This window comes from Vibrio sp. 10N.286.46.A8, from assembly GCF_041470165.1.
GTDB classification, from domain to species: Bacteria; Pseudomonadota; Gammaproteobacteria; order Enterobacterales; family Vibrionaceae; genus Vibrio; species Vibrio tasmaniensis_A.
In genome coordinates this window covers 1-19486 of sequence record NZ_JBFRLX010000141.1, presented here as the reverse complement: position 1 = coordinate 19486, position 19486 = coordinate 1, and the positions used below count along the sequence as shown (strand labels likewise).

General features: G+C 43.9%; 14 protein-coding genes. 3 read left to right on the top strand and 11 right to left on the bottom strand.

What is annotated here, in order from left to right; translation table 11 throughout:
• Positions 1-162 precede the first annotated feature (162 nt).
• Positions 163-951: an SUMF1/EgtB/PvdO family nonheme iron enzyme gene (locus AB4232_RS14245; RefSeq protein WP_017088127.1), complete on the bottom strand. Its 789-nt coding sequence runs from the start codon at positions 949-951 to the stop codon at positions 163-165.
• Positions 952-1087: 136 nt separating this feature from the next.
• Here AB4232_RS14245 and AB4232_RS14240 point away from each other — a divergent pair, with 136 nt between their 5' ends.
• Together AB4232_RS14240 and AB4232_RS14235 are read left to right on the top strand one after the other, a co-directional pair.
• Positions 1088-2419, top strand: a complete 1332-nt coding sequence (locus AB4232_RS14240; protein WP_012600744.1) for an anaerobic sulfatase maturase — start codon at positions 1088-1090, stop codon at positions 2417-2419.
• 87 nt (positions 2420-2506) lie between these two features.
• On the top strand, positions 2507-3565 hold the full coding sequence (locus AB4232_RS14235) for a tetratricopeptide repeat protein (RefSeq protein ID WP_372087388.1): 1059 nt from the start codon (positions 2507-2509) through the stop codon (positions 3563-3565).
• Positions 3566-3679: 114 nt separating this feature from the next.
• Here the strand turns inward: AB4232_RS14235 and AB4232_RS14230 are convergent, their stop codons facing one another.
• From AB4232_RS14230 to AB4232_RS14185, 10 genes are all read right to left on the bottom strand, one after another.
• Positions 3680-4732, bottom strand: coding sequence for an ABC sulfate transporter permease (locus tag AB4232_RS14230; protein WP_009844969.1), 1053 nt, complete (start codon positions 4730-4732; stop codon positions 3680-3682).
• 1 nt (position 4733) lies between these two features.
• Complete coding sequence (locus AB4232_RS14225) at positions 4734-5210, bottom strand: hypothetical protein (RefSeq protein WP_009844970.1); 477 nt, start codon at positions 5208-5210, stop codon at positions 4734-4736.
• A gap of 9 nt (positions 5211-5219) precedes the next feature.
• Positions 5220-8423, bottom strand: coding sequence for a response regulator (locus tag AB4232_RS14220; protein ID WP_372087387.1), 3204 nt, complete (start codon positions 8421-8423; stop codon positions 5220-5222).
• Positions 8424-8638: 215 nt separating this feature from the next.
• Positions 8639-9013: a hypothetical protein gene (locus tag AB4232_RS14215; protein ID WP_009844972.1), complete on the bottom strand. Its 375-nt coding sequence runs from the start codon at positions 9011-9013 to the stop codon at positions 8639-8641.
• A gap of 109 nt (positions 9014-9122) precedes the next feature.
• Complete coding sequence (locus tag AB4232_RS14210) at positions 9123-11261, bottom strand: ATP-binding cassette domain-containing protein (protein WP_371701120.1); 2139 nt, start codon at positions 11259-11261, stop codon at positions 9123-9125.
• Complete coding sequence (locus AB4232_RS14205) at positions 11258-12844, bottom strand: ABC transporter transmembrane domain-containing protein (RefSeq protein WP_371726667.1); 1587 nt, start codon at positions 12842-12844, stop codon at positions 11258-11260. Before AB4232_RS14205 ends, AB4232_RS14210 begins: the two co-directional genes overlap by 4 nt.
• Positions 12834-14258 carry a TolC family protein gene (locus AB4232_RS14200; protein ID WP_372087386.1) on the bottom strand — a complete coding sequence of 475 codons (1425 nt, stop codon included), beginning with the start codon at positions 14256-14258 and terminating at the stop codon, positions 12834-12836. The genes AB4232_RS14205 and AB4232_RS14200 overlap by 11 nt, the downstream gene beginning before the upstream one ends.
• Complete coding sequence (locus AB4232_RS14195; protein WP_372087385.1) at positions 14233-16464, bottom strand: response regulator; 2232 nt, start codon at positions 16462-16464, stop codon at positions 14233-14235. The genes AB4232_RS14200 and AB4232_RS14195 overlap by 26 nt, the downstream gene beginning before the upstream one ends.
• A 3-nt stretch (positions 16465-16467) precedes the next feature.
• Entirely contained in the window at positions 16468-17817 is a 1350-nt protein-coding gene (locus tag AB4232_RS14190) for an HlyD family type I secretion periplasmic adaptor subunit (RefSeq protein WP_372087384.1), read from the bottom strand.
• 12 nt (positions 17818-17829) lie between these two features.
• Entirely contained in the window at positions 17830-18183 is a 354-nt protein-coding gene (locus tag AB4232_RS14185; RefSeq protein ID WP_372087383.1) for a hypothetical protein, read from the bottom strand.
• Between the two features lie 196 nt (positions 18184-18379).
• On the opposite strand from AB4232_RS14185, the gene AB4232_RS14180 reads away from it, so the two are divergent.
• On the top strand, positions 18380-19486 hold a 1107-nt coding region (locus tag AB4232_RS14180), incomplete at its 3' end, for a cadherin-like domain-containing protein (RefSeq protein ID WP_372087382.1).

Genomic DNA, 19486 nt, shown 5'->3' with positions numbered 1-19486 from the left:
CGTTGCCGCAGAGTTCTAACGTTTGGTCAGATTTCTAACGTGTGTCAAATTTCTAATGTGTGTATAGTGCAAGTCGTATTTTAGTATCGCTTGTGAAGATTGTTGATTCATAACCGTTGGCACCTTTAGTTAGTTCATTCTTTAACTAGCTCACAGCTTTAGCTAGTTCGTATCCTTAACTAAACGCAGGCCCATATCTGACATAGTGATCGATTGGCTTGCGAAGTCGCGACGGTAACTTTCAGATTCGTTTTCGTCATAAGCAAAGCTGCCACCGCGAACCGATTTATGTGATAAACCAACGTCGCTGTGTTTTGCGTTGTTAGGATTGTCTGTTGGACCGAATCGGTAGAAGGTGTCATCGAAGGCATCAATCACAAACTCACCCACGTTTCCGGTCATGTCATATAAGCCTAGTTCATTTGGCTTCTTTAGCCCGACTGGATGTGCGCTATTTTTAGAATTTGCTGAGTACCACGCAACATCATCTAAGTTATTGGAACCACTGTAAGTATAGCCTTTGCTCTTGTTGCCACCTTTCGCTGCAAATTCCCATTCAGCTTCAGTCGGCAGACGGTATTCTTCACCTGTAAGTTCGTTCAATTGTTCAACGAAGTAGTTCGCCTGTTGCCAACTTAAGTTATTGACCGGAACTTGTGGGTTTTGGAAATAACTGAGAGATGAGCCCATCACCGATTCGAACAATTCTTGAGTCACCTCAAACTTCGCAATGTAGAAACTATCTACAGTTATATCTCGCGCTGGTCGTTCTGCTTTGGTCGCTTCAGGATCGTTCGAACCCATGGTGAATGTACCACCTTCAACTAGCACCATCTCTTGGTCGATTTGTTGGGCGATAGGGTGTGTAGGCACGCTCGCACAGCCGCTTAGGAAAATAGTCATGGTGACGCTGCTGATCGCCGCTAATTGTTTGTAATTGAAAAATTTCATCACGTGCCTCGAATGTTCGAAATAGAGGGCAATTTTAACGTTTAAGGTCATTCCTATTGGTTATAAAGGGTATAACATGCCACTGACTGAAATAGGCATTATGATGGCTACAGACACTAAGATAGGTAGATAAATCATGCACATTACTCAAGGTCCACAATACAATGGTAAAGCGTCTAAACGCTTGCATGTTATGGCTAAGCCAATTGGCGCAGCGTGCAACATTGACTGTAAATATTGTTATTACCTAAGTAAGCAAGATTTGTTGGAGTACAAGAAAGGCAGTTCTCCAAGAATGGACGATGAGACGTTAGAAACCTACATCCGACAATATATCGAAGGTCAAAATACGCCTGAAATTATCTTCTCATGGCAGGGCGGTGAACCGACCATGCTGGGTTTAGCGTACTTTGAAAGAGTGGTTGAACTACAAAAAAAGTACCAGCCTGAAGGTGTGTTGATTTCTAATGACCTACAAACCAATGGCACACTGCTCAATGACGATTGGGGCCGATTCTTAGCAAAGAATAACTTCCTGATCGGCTTGAGTATTGATGGTCCTGAAATGCTGCACAATGCGTATCGTGTTAACAGAGCAGGCCGTGGCACATTCAAACAAGTGATGGCGGCGGTTGAGTTGCTGCACAAACATCAAGTTAAATTTGCAACGTTGACTTGTGTGAATAACCTCACCAGTCAAAATGCACTTGAGGTGTATCGCTTCCTACGTGATGTGGTGAAGTCTCCACAAATGCAGTTTATTCCTATCGTTGAACAGAAAACCTTTAGAACGGTTGCGCCACAAACATCCCAAGTGAGTGAGCAGCTAAAACAAGGCGAAAAACGCCTGATCCCCGGCCATAAAGACTCGATCATGGAATCGTGGTGCGTGTCGGATTTAGCTTGGGGTAACTTCCTGATCTCTGTGTTTGATGAGTGGGCGAAGAACGACATCGGTAAAGTGTTCGTTCAGTATTTTGAAGCGAGCTTAGAAACGTGGATTGGTCGTCCGAATCCGCTTTGCACTCTGAATGAGATCTGCGGTAAAGGCCTAGCGATGGAGCCAAACGGTGATGTGTTCTCTTGTGACCACTACGTTTACCCTGAATACAAAATTGGCAATATCCACCACGAGAAGCTTGATGATTTAGCGTACAGCGCACCACAGCAAAAGTTTGGTTTTGCTAAATCACGCACAATGACCAGTCAATGTCAGCAGTGTGAGTACAAGTTTGCGTGTCATGGTGAATGTCCGAAAAACCGCTTTATCAAAACTCGTGCAGGCGAACCGGGCTTGAACTACTTATGTGCAGGCTGGCACAAGTTCTTTTCTCATGTCGACAAGTCGATGGCTTATATCGCTCGTGCGATGGGGCATCCGGTTGCTCATGGCAAATTCAGTGATTCAGTATTGATGGCACATCGTGCAAAACAGGCGCAACAAACTACGTTCGAGACCAAGTTTTAACTCGTTTTTTGGGTCAACAGGTCCAAGACAAATTTAATCAGATACGAGTCTAAGGACAGGCTAAGTTCTCCAGTTTAAGGTAATACTATGATGAAGAAGAGTTTAGCGACGGCTGTTGCTCTATTAGTTTCAACGTCCGCATTGATTTCAACGTCTGCGATGGCAGCGAATAGCGTTCAGCAAACTGTTGACGCACCGGCACAAAATATCAATCAAGTGCTCGAAATGACGGACACTCAAACCCGTATTCAACAGTTGTCTTACATGGCTCAAGATCAGAATCAATCCGTTGAAAATCGTACTGGTGCACTGCAAGAACTTGCTTCATACCCAAGCCAAAATGCGCTGGTGGCGGTTGCAAGAGGCTTAAAAGATCAAAACCCTGAAGTTCGTGAAGCGGCGGTTATCGGTTCTGAACCTTACCAACTGGAGCATCGTTGGGCGTTAGTTTCCCCGCTGCTAAAAGACACTGATACCATGGTTCGTCACACGGCAACGTCAAATCTGATTCGTGACTTTAATGCGTTAGATGACCAACAAAAAGCACAAATTGAACCACCAGTACAAGAGTTGATTAGCTTCTTGGAAACGCAAGAATCTGAAAAATTTCAACTGTTGTTTGCTGATGTTCTTCGCTGGCACAACGAGTGGGATAAGGCGGAAACGGTTTATCTGGAGCTCATCAACACTCATCCCAGAGACCCACAAGTTTGGTTGAGCTACGCGGACAACTTCCGAGTTCAGAATAAAGATCAACAAGCGGTCGAGCTATTGGATCGTGGTTTGAAGAATGTACCGGACAATGCAGCGATGCACTATTCTAAATCATTAACTTTGGTTCGCCTTGAAGACAAAACAGCAGCAGCCCACGAGATTGAAGTAGCCGCGAAGCTAGCGAAAGATAACAGTTACTATTGGTACCTAAATGGGGTATTACAAGAAGAGTTGGATATCGACAAGTCGACTAAATCGTTCGAGAAAGCGTATTTGATCTCTGGCTCTCCAGAACAGTTATACGCGGTATGCGATATTTATGTACGCTATGGCAATGAAAAAACAGATGATTGCTTGGGTGAGCTAGGTAAAGTGGCTCCTGATTATGTTATTGAACAGTTGAAAGAGAAACGAGTCGCGCCAAGCTCATAATCTTTAGATGGGTTAATGGTAAGCTGATAAACCGTTATTGAGAAAGCCAGTCGAATATTCGACTGGCTTTTTTGGATCTTAATTGCTGCAAGTGACCATCGATTTGAATTCGAGCTAAAAAACAAAACTCAACATGATGGTGTAGAGCAATGCATCTTTATCGGTTTTAGGGGCGTCAATAAAGGCACCGTTTGACCTACGCGCTTCGAAGAATTGCATTTCACCATTGATAGATATATTTGACATCAAGTCGTAATCTACACCAACTAAGTAGCTATTCCCTTCTAAGTGCTCATTGGCGTTAAATTGCGCGCCGTATACTACGTAAGGTGTGAATACTCCTAAATGGTAACCTAGGCTGGCGTACATGGATGAAGAAACGTCACTGATTTGACCTTCGCTCGCCAATACCGCTTGGCCAAATTCATATTCAGCGCCTAGCGACCAAAGTTGGATGTGTTGGTTGTCTGCTGTTGGAAGCGTGCCAACGTTTTTAATTTTTGTCGTTTGATCGAAATTTGAATCAAGGAAAGATAAGTTCCAACGATAGTTATCACCACTTAATTGAAGGTTTGCACCAAACATTCGATTTGTTTCGAATTCCAGCTCGGTTGTCGAATTGAACTCTACTTCATTCTTATCTTTGATTCCGACAAATGGAGAGAGTTGTAGGGTAGCTTCATCGGTTACATCATGAGTCCAACTCACTTTGACACCGTTGAAAGCGGTAATACCAAGAACGCTGTTATACACCTCTGTCGGTGGTCTTGCCGTCATATAGGCTTGGCCAACATAATAGTATTCAGAGGCAAGGAATAGTGGCAGTCGTAATCGACCAATACTCACATCGAAGTCGTTAAATTCATAGCCCAAGTAAGCCCACTCGAGTTGAGGATCACTCCAATCATATTGGGGTGGTTTGACAACTTGTACGGAAGCTTTAAATGAGTTGTAAAAGTAATCGAGTTGAACTCCAAGTGTGGTATCACAGTCATAACAATTTTCATCGGTAAAACCATTGTTGATGATTAAAGGGGAGTCGTTATCTGATGTTGCCCAAGAAGTAGAACCAAATCCGCTTAACGAAAAATTATCGGTAAGTTCAATAATAGCGAAAGCCGGAGAGGCAATTGAAGCACATAGCACTGACGTAATTATTTTTTTCATATTATTTCTCCGAGCTTATAACGTATAGAACATTGGCATTTTCAGGGAGCGTCGAGAGCGGGGCGTACCCAATTCGATTGGGCTTGTCATCAAGCCAGTCAACCAAGGTTTCGGTGGACGCCGATTTAATCTCTCTTGGATAACGAGCTTTACCTGAGAAGGATAAGCTCGCCCAATGGGCATTCATTTGAGCTGCGTTTTTTCCAAGCAGTTGTTGGTAAAAAACTTCACGTTCGCTGCTGTTTTCAGGCCAATCAGAAAGTTCTACACGTTTACCATCGAGTCGTTTTGTTTTTCCTCTATACAGCTTCCTTGCTTTGTTTATCGATATTTCTTCAAATCCTGAATCTAAAGAGAATATGGCGTAATCTTCTGCGGCATGAGCTGGGCTGAGAAGAAGCAAGTTTCCTAATAGCCCTACCGCGACTGGCAATATGACTCTGCGTGGAAGTGTTTTTATTGTTTTAATCCAATCCATGGGTTTCTCCTAACAAGTCGCACTTTCTATTTGATGGAATAGCTTTTCTTTTCTTACGGGCTTCGCTACGTATCCATCCATGCCTGAATCAAAGCACTTTTGAATGTCATCATCGATAACACTGGCGGTTAACGCGATGATAGGAGTTTTGCTTAAGCCTAGGTTTTTCTCATGTTCCCGAATCTCCTTAGTTGCGGTGAAGCCGTCCATAACGGGCATCATGCAGTCCATCAAAATAATGTCGAAGCTACTGTCGTTCTGGTACATATCAACGGCAATTTGACCATTCTCTGCAATTTCAAAAGCGTAACCAGCCCTTGTTAGCATGACCGAAGCGACTTTTTGGTTAACTCGATTGTCTTCGACGAGCAGTATTCTTTCAGATTTGCTCGGAACCGGGTTTTGTTCTCTTTCCTCTGGCACAGTCCGTTTAGCTGCAGCATTAAGAATCGGCGTTACGGTCGCGGGTTTTTTCGTAGATTTAGTTTTGTAGGCAACAGGAAGTGGCATTGCTTCAACGGCGGCAAGTACTTTTTCTTTTAACATTTCAAATTTGAATGGCTTTGGCACATAGTCATCCATGCCCACGTCGAAACACCTTTGAATATCGTCATCAATAACACTGGCGGTCAGGGCAATAATAGGGATACGACGCGTGGCATTGGTCTCTTTTTCAACGCGGCGAATATTACTTGTCGCTTCAAAGCCATCCATAACCGGCATCATGCAGTCCATGAGTATTGCTGCGTAGTGAGGGTTCGATCTGAACATGTCCACGGCTTCCTGGCCATTATTCGCAAACTCGAATTCAAAACCACTTTTACCAACATGAAGCCCGGCAATTTTTTGGTTGACCTTGTTGTCTTCGACGATCAGAATTTTGTGTTGTATCTCTAGAGAAGGTTGGCTCGCCTCTGAAAGCTCAACCCGACCCTGTGTATCACAGAGCTCAACCGCTTTAATCAAACGTAAACCGAGTAGGGGCTGTGATACTTGAGCCGTAACACAATTGCCGATGTCAGCCGGCTCGCTCAAAAATGATCGAATCAAGCAGATAGTGATGCCGTTTTGGTGGAGCTTATCTAAGTCACTGGTATAGTCACTGGCTTGGAATGTGTCATCTTCAGCAAAGACAACTGTAATTGGGTTAGCGTGCTTTTGAATCGTGAGTTGTTGTGTAAGCTCAGCTGTATCTCTCGTTTGTTGGGTTATTTCTAAACCATAGAGGTTAAGGTCCCATTCTATTCGTTTAGAGAGCATGTTCGCGTTACCTAGAACATAAATGTCGGCGGTTGCTGTGCTTGGTTTTGGCAACATTAAATCAATGGGTAATTCTAGATCGAAGTAGAAACAACTGCCTTTACCTTTGACGGAGTCGAGTTGGATCTGACCACCCATAAGTTCAACAAGCTGAGTACTGATCGCAAGGCCAAGACCAGTACCACCGAATTGTCTGGTCGTTGAATCATCTTCTTGAGCGAACGGTTCGAATATCTGTTTCTGTTGCTGTTTACCGATACCAATCCCCGTGTCTCGCACAGAAAACCTTAGGGTGACATTGTTTTCTGCTTTGTTTAGCGTTTGGATTGACAGGGTAACGCCACCTTCTGCTGTGAACTTCACCGCGTTCGACATAAAGTTCATCAAGATCTGTCTTAATCGGTGATCATCGATCATCACGCGTGCAGGTGTGTCTGGGCTGATATCAACGTTCACTGATATTTTTTGCTCTTTAGCTTTTGGCGCGACAATAGATGCGATGTCGTAAATGGATTCTCTAATCGATGCCGAATGCGGGCTGATTAATAGCATGCCAGATTCAATCTTAGAGAAGTCTAAGATGTCGTTGATCAGGCTTAGCAGTAGTTGGGATGAGGTCTCGATCGTATCTACATAATCACGTTGTGTTGGTGTAAGTGGTGTGTCTGACAGGATCTCCGAAATTCCGATAACGCCATTCAGTGGGGTTCGAATTTCATGAGACATATTGGCCAAGAAGCTACTTTTCGCTTTGCTAGCTTGTATCGCGTGGTCTTTGGCTTCTTCGGCGTCTTCTTTAGCTCGCTCTGCGTCTTCTTTCGCTATCGTTAACTTCTCTTTTGCATGTTCTCGTTCGATGGTAAGTCGCTCTACTTGCTGAGCAAATAGGCTGAGTTCGTCTTTGCCTTGAATCAGTTTGTCCAAAGAAGGGCGGGTATCATCGTTTTCACTTTTTAAGAACCTAAGAACTAGCCCAAGATTGTTGGTGACTTGTTTCGCTAAACTGAGGGTTAATCCCATAACCGTTGCTGCAAGCAACGTGACGATGGAAATAAATAGCGTTCTTTCTGTTTGAGCATCTGAGATCGCTTGAGCTACTTCGGCTTGGAACTCTTGTTTGATCACGTCACCTAAATTCTGCAACAGGCTTAGGCGAGCACTCATCGCATTGAGTCCGGTAGTGATCTCTTGTGGAGTCAATGCGCTTATTGTGGATGAACTATGAAGTGCGTGACGTATCTCTTGGCTTTGCATAAAAGCCTCATCTTTAAACACTTCAATCATGAGTGAAACTTGATGTGTATTGGCATTCAAGGACACAAATCTTTCTAAGAACAAAACTTGCCTAGCATTGAGGCTTTCAACCAACTCGGCTAGTTCAGAATCATACTCTTGATGATTTTGGTAAATATCGAAGAGTGAAGCGCTGAGCTTAAATTCTTCATTTGACCAAAACATCAACCACTCTAGTTGATGCAAGGCGGTGAGGTGCTGTTGAATCTCACGCTTGGTGATATCAAAAGGGACTTTCTCAATGGCTAGCAACAATTGTTGGTACAAGTCACTTTGCCATTCAATCGCATCCAGCTTATCGAAACTGTCGGTCGTTTTCATAGTCGACAAGGTTGCCTCACTGAAGTCGGCCAGCAGTTGGTTCACTTCTTCGGAACTGTTTAGAAATATGCTGGGTGAAAGTGCTTTGAGCTCGGCATTTACCTTAGCACTTCGATTAACGAACTCTTCAGTGTTTGGGGCCAAAGTACTTCGATACAAGACAGAGATATCTTCAAGGTAAATTGCTAACTGATTGGTTCGCTCAAAATCGTTTAACTGCGTCGTCAGAAAGTAAGCTTGTCTACCGGCTAAGAAAAGGAGCAATGAGATCGGTAGTAGAACTAAGCCAAAGAGTTTATGTTTAACTGAAAGGTTATTCCAGACCGTGAGTGTCGACATATTAAGGATCCATCCAACTGGTTTTATATAAAAACAGTAGAATAAAAATGCCGATATGGAAACTTTGAAACTGTAAATTTAATGGAAGTGTGGGAGGGGTATAAGTTCTTGTGATTCCACAGCTTATTTTGAAATAGCTTGTCTTGCTAGCAATTTATAGCGTTTGGCGGTCGGTTTGATTTTGATGCTTATTGATGAGTATCTTAAAAAGCGAGTTAATTAGGGTGATTTTTATCGAGACTTAGTTCAAATAGAAGTTGCTCTAACACCGTTTTTGCAGAAGGTTCTAGCGCCCAAACACCGAGCATTCTGTTCAGTGCAGCGCGGTACACTCTGTTTTTGAGTAGGAAAGCGAGCGTACGCGTATCGTTGCTCAGAACATTTGATTGTACGACGGTTAACTCAGCTTTGTTCTCGATATCGATTTTCTGAAGATTGAAAGCGGGTAGAAAGGCACACTCATACCAAACTTCTATGATCTCTCGAAGTTCGATTTCCTCTTCAGGCACATCGCAGCCCTGAAGTTGATGGTTTTCAGGAATTGCGGATAAGTAAGCTACATCAAGCTTGTCTGCAACGAATGTGTACATTTGCTTCCTTTTTATCGGTGATTTTAGAGCGAATCATCTCTCTCACTTATGTTTTTGTCAATTACATCCATTTATCTAACGAGTAATTTGTGAATAAGCATCGTCGTGTTTAACTCAAGCTATTTAAGTATTTGTCTGTTAAGCCAAAATATTTCAAGTTGCCATCAGGTTCTAGAACCAAACTCATATTGGAAGTAGCGATCAAACCGGGGTCATTGGTCGAAAAAATGACGGTTTTATTCAGCAACTTATCGCTGAACAGGCGGTTAAAATACTGGGCGTTTTCATTTTCAGCCCCGTTGAACGGTTCATCAATGATTATCAGAGATTGCTCACAGTTGCCTAAACCAAGTGCCAAACGCAGCTTTTGTTGAATGCCATTGGGAAGACCTTTGCACTTATCGACACTCAATTGAGTCGCCAAGCCTTCTGGCAGCCATTCGTCTAGCTCGAAGAAGCTCACCATCTCCTGCATTTTCTCTGTCGGAATCAATCCATTGTGTAAAATGAAATTGGTCTCCAAAGAACCTTCGAAAATGTGCAAATTGAAAGGGATGTAGTTAATCGACGTGCGATAGCGATAACTGTTGAATTGCTTAATGTTATAGCCATCGACAGACACCGCGCCCTGATAACGATCTTCTAAACCAGCCATGATTGAAATGAGCGTGGTTTTTCCGCAGCCCGTAGGGCCACAAATGACCACTTTTGCACTGGGTGGTATTTTGAACCCCAAGTTGGTTAACCCTGTTGCTGCCCCTGTGTAACGGTGGCTGACACCACTGCCTACAATATTTCCTTGGAACAGCCGAATAGGCGGGCTTTTTTCTAGCGTTAACTTGTCGTCATTCATCGACATCAAGTTGTTGATCTGTGCCGACGAAGCCTTGATGGATTGAAACTTAGAAATTGAGTTATAGATGCCCATTATCGGGCCTAGTGCTTTCCAAACGAGAATAACGGTTGCGAGCATCGCACCCGCATCAGAAGTGCCTTCCATGACTCCGATTACTGCGGTCACGATACTTGCAGTACCAATCACCTGAATCAAACTACCGCCAGCAGCCTGAATTTTACTGTTGGTTACAGCTACATTCTCCGCATCACTAGTGCTTTGCATATGGGAGGCACTAAAACGAGATTGAACCACGCGCAGTAAAGGCAAACCTTGAATGGTCTTGATACCACGAAGGATTTCATTCCATTGATAAGAGACCATGGCGTTAGCGCGAGAGCTTTTAGATGTAGCTTGTGAGTAGATGTAACGAGAGTAAACACAGAACACCAACATTAATATTAAGCCACCCATCACCACAAGTGCAGCCGTGCCAGACATCAGAGCAATCGCAATGATGAATACAATAACAAACGGCATATCAAAATAGCTAAGCGTTGATTCTGCAGTCACTAAGCGTCGGAACGTGTCGATATCTTTCAAGCGAGCTAACTGAGAAGAGACCCCAGCAGTGGATGTCATCGCATAAGGTAGCCACAGCAGCTTAGATATAACGGCTTGCGAGATGTGCACGGCGAGGTCTTTACCGGACGTGGCAATGATATTTACCCGCATCTTTTTAAAGAAATACTCCGAGAAGCCAACAATAATGGCGAATAAGGTTAACCAATACAGTGTCGCCTCAGAACTCGAAGTCAGTGCGAAGTTATAGACACTCATGATGAAGAATGGCTGCAATGCACCGAGAATACTGATGACGAAGCTCAGAATGATCAGGCTTTTAAGTTCATTGTTGTAACGATAGAAAGCGTATTTTATCCAATTGCTTCTGTCTTGCGATTCCGGAGGTGGTTCGCGGAACAGACGAGAGTACTCGCTAATAGAAATCAGCAAGCAGGGCTTTTTACACATTGGGTATTCAATGGTGTTGTTGTTCGTGTAATCAAACAGCAGCAACTTCCCATCTTTTGTCCCTAAGAAGATGGCACTGAGGTTTTCTATCTCAATAAAGCACGGGTGAGGATATTTATCGATATTCTCGAGTGTCTTTAGTTTGGTCACATCACAGCGGTATCCAAGGCGCTCTATGGTTGCTGTAAAGCTATCGCCGTCTTTGGGTTTTGGAATAAAAGCATCGCTGAGTATAGCGGGCGTGCCTTCCCATTCGAGCGCTATCAAGGTGTAGGCCAAACCACGAATAAGTGGCGATTGACTGTAACGTTCGTCGTATCCACTAGATTCAAAATCCAAAACACGTTGCGGCACATTATTGAAGTCTACTAGGATACTCATTGGTCACCTCCGGTAAGTTTTACGCGTTTGAGGCGGTGGTTAAGTTTATCCATCTTATTGCTGGCGATGATTAAGATTTTGTCATTGGCACGATAGGCGGTACTGGTCAGCACGACGCGCGCAAATTCCTCATCAAAGACACAATCTATATCGTCGAATATTAATACACGTTTACTGGCGAGCAGGGCTCTGACTAATAACAGAGCATATCCCACTTGGCGAGAGAATGGATTGCGCATATGCCCTTTGAGTTCCGTATAAAAACCAGCAGGAAGTCCGTCAATTTGCGCCTTGATGTTCATGGTTTCACATAAGGCGAAAGCAGTGTTATTCAAGCTTGGACGGAAACAGGTGAGGTTATCAATAATGGTCCCTTCCACGAATGAACTTGTTTTATCAACCATCAGCACGCTGTTACGCCAAACGTTGTAGTTTACGTCACTCAGAGGCGTGTTATTAATCATGATGTCCAGTTTGTTATCATTGTTCTGACGTGTAATACAGTTGGCAAGGTGGGTCTTACCGGAGCCACTTTTCCCTGTAAGCAAATAGGTTTGTCCGAGTTCGAATTCGATACGCTGCTTTTCAGAATATTTAACAGAAATACGTTCTACTTCGGTCGTCTCATGTTGATGTTCAACCGACGCGGCCAGTTCAAGAAGTTCGGCGATACGCTGTATATGGAGCTTGTTTAGTTCCCAGCGGCTCGCGGTACGCATCACTTGTTGGTAGGGCGCAAAGTAACGGTTGGTCAACATGATTATCGCGGCCATGATGCCTTGGCTTGACTCCATATTGATCACGGCTGTTGCCAATACCACAACAACACAAGCAATCGAGAGTTGTTGGATGAGCGCTAAGATCAAGCCAAAATTCGATTCAATCTGTTCGTATTTGATGTTTTCAACTTCGCGCTCTTCAACCATTTGGGTCATTAGGCTTTCAACGCGGTATTCCATGTTTCGAGCCTTGATATCCAGTGGGCTCGAGATGATTTCAATGATTTTGGATGTGGTTAAGCCCTCTATATCGGACTTGTTCTGTAAGCTGCCAATCTTTTGTTTAGAAAGGCTCCAAGCGAAAATGGCTAAGATCAGAGAGGCAATAAGAAGCGTCACGCCAGCCCATATGTTAATTAGGCCTATGATGAGGATGGTAATCACACTGACGGCTAGGTTAATCAGCGCTCGAACTGATTCGCCACCAAAGAAGGTTTTAAGCTCTGGAATGGTTGAGATTCGTTCGAGGTATTCCCCCGGTTCTAAACGGCGGAATTTGGAGATCTCAGCCAAACAGATGGACTGGAACACCTTGTTGGTTAAGTTGGTCTCAAACTGCCTCATGATGACGGAAGATATCTTCTCTTCCTGATTTTTCAGGTGGTAGTCGAGGAAGATAGAAATCAAGATAATCGCGAACAGCAAGAACAACGTATCTTGTGCTTGGTTGGGCAATACTCGGTCGAAAATGATCAGAATAGAGAAGGGCAGTACCAAGCCAAATAGAGTGGAAATTATCGTAGAGAAAGTCAGATAACACTTATCTGCCATATTGATCTTTTGAGAAAACTGCTCAGTTTGCATTGCGACCTCCCGTTTTCAACGACTCCGTTGAGAGAAGGTGTTTCGGCACTAATTCTTGATTGTTTCGTCCTTCGATATCACTCATCAATTGCATGATGCTTTCTATCGATTGAATCGAGAGCACGCCCTTAACTTGCTCAAGCTTGATGGTTTCGATGATGTAGTCGTATCGTGCGCTTTCATAATCTCTTAAGGCGCTGAAGAGCTTACTTTCTGCGGCAAGCAAATCGGTGATCGTACGGGTGCCTAACTGGTATGCCCTTTGAATGCCTTTGTAAGAGGCATAGTTGGCGCGAATGATGTTCTCGTAACTGCTTATAGATTGCGAAAAATCGTTGATGTTGAGTACAGAGGTGTTCACGCTGTTGCGCGTGGTGTAAAGCGAGTCTTGATAAAGCAGCTCGGTACGTTCAATCGCCGTCGAGGATTTTTGATATCCGTAGTAATCAGAGCCACCCGACAAGATAGGCAAGGCTAGGTTCAAGCCAACGCTAGTTGAGTTGCTTTCGCCTGTCGCTGTGATGTCGGTTTTATCGTAGTTATTGGCGTCATCGTGACGATAGCTGGCTGAAAGCGACACGGTAGGCAAGAAGTTTGTACCGCTCTCTTTTAAGCTTCGTCGGCTTCTCTCGACGTTTTTCTTCGCCACTAACAAGTCGTTGTTGAGCTTTAATGCTTGATCCATGATTGAGTGTTGTTCGCTTTCGTTTATCTCTTTTAATGGCACACTTTCGTATATATCTTGTGATGGAGTGATAGGGTACTGGATCTGAATGGAAAGCCCGTTGAGAATGACGCGACGGTCTTTCTGTAAGGTTCTCAATCGATTTGACACACCTTCTTTCTGAGCAATCACTTCGTAGAGCTCACTGGCGGCTGTATTGCCGAGTTCCACGTTGCGTCGCATCTGATGTTCACGAGTCTCAGACGATTTAAGCTCTACCTTGGTCGCTTTTATCTGCGCATTGTTTTTCAAATACTCGAAGTATTGAGAGCCGATTTCCGAAATAGTGCTTTGGATTTTGTTCTCGTGTTTAATCTCTTCTATATTGAAGTCGAGTTTTGCCGTGCCATATTTAAAAATATCACCAAGATTGAATATCGATTGGGAAAGGGAAAGGCTGTAGCTATTTGAGTTATAGCTAGAGGTTTCATCGGGCACGCTCGATAACAAGGTTTCATTCTCATTCCATGTAGTATCAGCTGCACCATTGAGTGAAGGAAGAAACTTAGATCGGCTGATCCCAATGTTGTATTCGTTCTCTTCCACACCTTTATCACTAGCGCGAAGAGACAGGCTGTTTTGCAAGCCGAGTTCTACCGCTTCAAGCAGGGTAGTCGCCGATGCTGAAGGTGTCGTGCTTAATACAAGCGCAGCCATAATGCTGCTAGTTAAGTTTTTGTACCGCCACATACTTGTTGATCACCTTGATGATTTGGTCGCTTTTATAAGGTTTGCTGATCACGTAATCCATTCCGGCTTCAATACAAGCCTGGTGTTCGTTACTGCTGGTCAATGCGGTTGCACCTATGATGGTACAAGGGTTTTTCTCGTTTTCTTGTTCGAATTGGCGAATGCGTTTTGTGGCTTCGATGCCGCCCATACCCGGCATGATGCAATCCATGAAAATGATGTCTGAGCGTTTATTCATGAAGTGTTTCACTGCGTCAGCGCCATCGCCAACCATGTCTGGTTCATATTCTTGTTTGGTAAGGATTCGTTTAAGTAAAATCTGCTGAACTCGGTCATCCTCTACGATTAGGAATGAGCTGTTCTCCATTTGTTCTTCTGATGCTTCCGCTTCCATAATGGTGAGCAAGTTAGGAATAAACTCATAAGGGATCGCAGGGGAGTTGATGATCTTATCGACGAAGCTGTGACACTCTTGCGCATGCTGAGTGTTGGTTACCGATAACAGCAACTTGGTATTTGGGTGGTTCTTAAGTTGAGATTTCACCGTTTTACTCAGTGACGGTAACTTGTTGGGTTCAAAGGTATCGGTGAGCATAATCGCATCGTAATCACCAAAGGTCTTCGCGGCTGAAAACAACTCATTTGCAGTGCGAATTTCGGTGATGTCCAGCCCCAAATTACTGAGCATTTTCTTCATCACATCGATGCGAACTTGAGTGTTGGCGCACAGCAGTAAACGCTTGCCGTCGAAGCGAGTCTTTTCTGTGTGGAAATTCTTCGCCTTGAGATCAAGCTCAATCTGAAAACGTTCCTGAGCCCCTGACTGGAACCAGTGACTTTCGTAATACCCGTAATCTTTTAATACGCTTTTCGCTAAGTCGTCTGTGTTAGCAGTATGGTGTTTATGATCGCTCCAATGGAGCTTATTGAGCTTGGCAACAGAGACATCTAACGTTGAAAGGAAGTTGAGATTGATGGTGACACGTGTATTTTCCATATCCGAAGCTGCGCCAGACTCTATTGTCACGAACAACTTCTTGTTTGATTTAAGTTGGATGGCGTTAGAAAGCTGCAGGAACAAGATCCAGAACAAGCTGGTGGATTGGCCTTCAACACGGTTCGGCAAATTATCAGAGATAAAGCAGTCCAGTTGACCTTCGTTCCTCTGAACTTTGGCGCTGATATGGATCATCAATTCAGACAACACGCTCAGTAGCGAGAATTCCTTCGACTTACTTTCCGTACCCTGTGAAATCAAACGGTTATAGTTTTCTGCTAACTCAGATAAGGTGCTACATGCTGAGGTAATATCCTTCGCCATCAATACGCCGTTTTCATCGGTTTCTTGCACCAGATATTGGACACCACCATTGATGGTGTTGGTGATTCCGCGAATCTCATAGCCGATTAGCGCATACAGTTGTTTGTAGAGGTCGTTATTGCGCTTTTGGTCTTCCAATTTACTGAAGATCAGTTTGAGGTGAGAGTAGATCTGGCGTTGCTTCGGATTGATGCTCACTTCATTCAGAAGCTCTTCAAGTCTTTGCAAGTCGAGTTGTTTCAGCTCTTGATAGAGAGCATCGAACTCATAGTCGATTTCTCGTTCATTAGAGCTGGATTTCTTCAGCTTCAACATAGCAACTGAATTCGATAGAACCGTTATTACTGCCAGTATCACGACCACCATAAACAACCAGATAAAGAACTCATTTTTCTCTGACATCAAGTCGCTCGCATGGTTGTTGAACATGGTGCGGTAGTTGTCGTCCATCTGTAGGTAGTTATTGGTCAATGAAAGGTACAAGCCTAATACGTCGGCACGTGTTTTAGGGCTATCAGAGAAACGATTAATCGCTAATTCCAGTTGTGTGTATTCAGTTGCCCCAACCAAACTGAACTCGGTTTTGTTCAAAGAGGCTAAAGAGCGAAATTCATCAATTTCACGCTTCAAGTTAACTAGGTTGAATTCGTTAGTACCGCAAGTGTTGGTACTTAAACACTGTTGCAGAGTTTGAATATCTTGTTCTATGGTCTGATTAAGCTTCTGGGCTTGTATGAGCAGTGGGGCGCTTTGCACTTGCGCGACTGAATCTACTTTCGACCAAGAAAAGTATAAATAGAAAGCGAGCGCAGCCAGTACAATGCTAAACAATATGCTCAGTCGTAGGGCGGGTACAGAAATATTGTATGAAGGTTTTCCGCTCATTGATTACCTCTCATCGAAAGCATCTTCGATGGCTGACATCACCGGCTTCGCTGCGTATTCGATCACGCGACGCGAGCCTGTTTTTACATCGGCGGTAAATTCCATATAAGGTGATAATTTGTATTGAGTGCCTCCTCGTTCAAGAAAGTTTCGGTCAATTTCAATCTCTGCTAAATAGAATTCGGCGTCTTCTTCTTCATAAGACGAGCGGCTGATTGAGGCGATGGTTCCCTCAACAAATCCGTATTTAGCGAAGTTATAGGTATCCATTTTTACCTTCACAGCCTGTCCGATTTCTACAAATCCCATGTCTTTACGTGGAATCTTCGCTTCGCCGTGTAGCGAATTATTTATTGGGGCAATATCAGCGATACTCTCGCCGGGTGGTATTACCGCAGAACGGAAGTTGAAGTGTAATTTGTCGACCACACCATCCACCGGAGAGTAGACGACTAGGCGATCAACCTTGTCGGAATGCTGCGGTTGTAAGATTCGCTTCAGCTTTAGGTCTTTATTCGCTTGAATGATTTGCGCTTGATACTCAGAGTTTCGATTCTCAACTAAGTCACGGTGTTGTTTTTCCAGTTTGTCGAGCTGAAAACGTTCGTTCATGACCGACTCATCAAGGTTCTCAATCTCACGTACCATATTGGATTCTTGTACTTTCATGTTGAGGACGTCGACATAAGACGCCATCTCTTCTTTATAAAGCGTATTTTTGATGTTGAGTTGTTTGCGAATGAGCGATAGTTGGTTCTCTGAACTTTTACGACGCTTAAGCATTGATTTAATCAGGGAGTTTTTGTGTTTAATATCGTGGGTAATGAGCTCTTCATTTGAACGGTTTTTAGAGAACTCTTGCCTCCAGGTATTCATGTTGACCTGAACCTGCTCAGGGTATTCCTCAATAAAGGCATCGAAGTTAGGTTCTTCCATGTCGCGTAAGCTTTCATAACGAATCTTATCGAGCTCTATCTGAATAATTTCAGTATTGACGGTATCAAGTTGAGTGTTACGGTCGAGTGAGCGTATTCGAGCGATAGGTTGGCCCTCATAAACGACTTCCCCTTTTCTGACTAACAATTCTTCTAATATCCCGCCTTCTAAATGTTGAACCTTCTCAACATCCGATTCCAATAGCAGTTCGCCACGTACAGAAACAACAATGTCGATACGTGCTTGTGACGCCACCGCAATAGCGACCAAAGCGAGCAAGAATATAATGAGCAACGTTTTGTGAACGCTGGTCATGGCACTAGCAAGCACAATAGTGTCATCAGCTGTGACCTTAGAAGCCTCGTTATTGGAAACAAGTGCTTTTCTGAGGTGATGTTCTATTTGGTTATTGCTCATGACTGACCTCGGTTACTTGCCATCTATTACTTCCTTAATATCCAACAAGTGGTTGATTTGTCGATTGACGTTGTGCAATTCAGTTTTTACATCCTCTATTAGATCTTCCGGCGCAGGGAACTCGTGTCTACTCAAGTGTTCCAATTTGGCCATTTTGGGCGGAAGGTCTTGGTCGCAAAGCAACGTTAAGATGGTCTTCAACTTTTTTGAGTAACTATTGAGTTCGCCAAAACGATTACCGTTATGAAGCGCTTCTATATTTAGGGCTGCGTCAGAAAAGTCATTGTAAAAGTCGCCTAATAGCAATTGCAGCCCTTTGTGGTTGTTGTCGATTGAACGCAACAAATTCGTCATGTCTATCATCATTCCACTGCCCTAATTGCTTTAATCACAATAACTAAGGATCTTTAAAGGTAGTTTTCAATTTTTTTTTGCTTCTTTTCACATCTTTATGCATAAAAAAGAAAATATGAAAAAAGTTGTATAAAAACTTGGTTTTTTAAAATGGTGTCCTTTAATGCCTCTAAATACGATCAGTTAGCTAGTAGCAACGGAGGCTGTAATGGCAGGCGAAAATAACCAAAACAACCAAAATGAAGATCTCAATGACGCGGTAGAACAGACGGACACGAACGACGCGGGTACACCCTCCCAACAGCAGAATCAACAAAATCAACAGAACACGATTGCGTCGACGGTAGCGACGGGTGCTGAAAATACCGACGCGGCAGACGAAGTGAACCAAGCGTTGGAAGACAATCCAAGTGGTGCTGGTAATTCAGAAGAAGCAGCAGCTTCTGGTGCTGCTGTTCAAGAAGAGACGCCAGAAAGCGATGGAGATTCAGATGCAGCTCAATCTAATGTAGTCGGTGGTGCGGCTTCGGAAGCTGGCTCGGATAATGCTGCTGGCAGTGGTGGCGGAGAAGGTGCTGGCGCTCAAGCCGTAGGTGGCGATAACGCAGAGGCTGCGACAGGTGGAGCCGACGCTGAGGGTAATGAAGAACAAGGCCAAGCAGCACGTACATCTGCAGCGCCGAGTGCTACATCTTCTGAATCGGATGGCCAACAAGTCGATGATGACCTCGATTCACAGACAGTCGAAGAGACATTTGCCGTTGATGTTCAAGCTTCAGATGAAGAGACAATCAGTGAAGTAGAGGATGACTTTGATTCTGAGACAGTAAGCGAAACGTTCAAAATCCAAGTCGAAAGTGAAAATGATGCGCCAGAAGCAGAACAAGATCTGGCTTACATCATGGATGAAGATGGATCCATAACATTTACTCAAGAACAATTACTCGAATACGCAAGTGATGTTGATGGTGATGAGCTTGTTGCTTCAAACGTTCAAGTCGGCGCAGATGCAACGGTTCAAGATAATGGTGACGGTACATTCACAGTTGTACCTTCCGCTGACTTTAATGGCGAGCTAGACCTTAGTTTCGATATCAGTGACGGCCAAGACACCACAAGCAGCGCGATCGATCTAACGGTTCGTCCTATTAATGACGCACCTGTGCCAGAAGATAAAACGTTTGAAATAGAAGAAGATGGCACACTTGTTTTCACGGATGCCGATTTGTTAACAGGGGCGACAGACATTGAAGGTGACAACCTTACTGTTGAAGGTGTGACCTACGATGGCGGCGATGGCATTCTTACTGATAAC

Coding starts and splice junctions, on each gene's coding strand:
- AB4232_RS14245 (WP_017088127.1), bottom strand. CDS start 951: ATGAAATTTTTCAATTACAAACAATTAGCGGCGATCAGCAGCGTCACC.
- AB4232_RS14240 (WP_012600744.1), top strand. CDS start 1,088: ATGCACATTACTCAAGGTCCACAATACAATGGTAAAGCGTCTAAACGC.
- AB4232_RS14235 (WP_372087388.1), top strand. CDS start 2,507: ATGATGAAGAAGAGTTTAGCGACGGCTGTTGCTCTATTAGTTTCAACG.
- AB4232_RS14230 (WP_009844969.1), bottom strand. CDS start 4,732: ATGAAAAAAATAATTACGTCAGTGCTATGTGCTTCAATTGCCTCTCCG.
- AB4232_RS14225 (WP_009844970.1), bottom strand. CDS start 5,210: ATGGATTGGATTAAAACAATAAAAACACTTCCACGCAGAGTCATATTG.
- AB4232_RS14220 (WP_372087387.1), bottom strand. CDS start 8,423: ATGTCGACACTCACGGTCTGGAATAACCTTTCAGTTAAACATAAACTC.
- AB4232_RS14215 (WP_009844972.1), bottom strand. CDS start 9,013: ATGTACACATTCGTTGCAGACAAGCTTGATGTAGCTTACTTATCCGCA.
- AB4232_RS14210 (WP_371701120.1), bottom strand. CDS start 11,261: ATGAGTATCCTAGTAGACTTCAATAATGTGCCGCAACGTGTTTTGGAT.
- AB4232_RS14205 (WP_371726667.1), bottom strand. CDS start 12,844: ATGCAAACTGAGCAGTTTTCTCAAAAGATCAATATGGCAGATAAGTGT.
- AB4232_RS14200 (WP_372087386.1), bottom strand. CDS start 14,258: ATGTGGCGGTACAAAAACTTAACTAGCAGCATTATGGCTGCGCTTGTA.
- AB4232_RS14195 (WP_372087385.1), bottom strand. CDS start 16,464: ATGAGCGGAAAACCTTCATACAATATTTCTGTACCCGCCCTACGACTG.
- AB4232_RS14190 (WP_372087384.1), bottom strand. CDS start 17,817: ATGAGCAATAACCAAATAGAACATCACCTCAGAAAAGCACTTGTTTCC.
- AB4232_RS14185 (WP_372087383.1), bottom strand. CDS start 18,183: ATGATGATAGACATGACGAATTTGTTGCGTTCAATCGACAACAACCAC.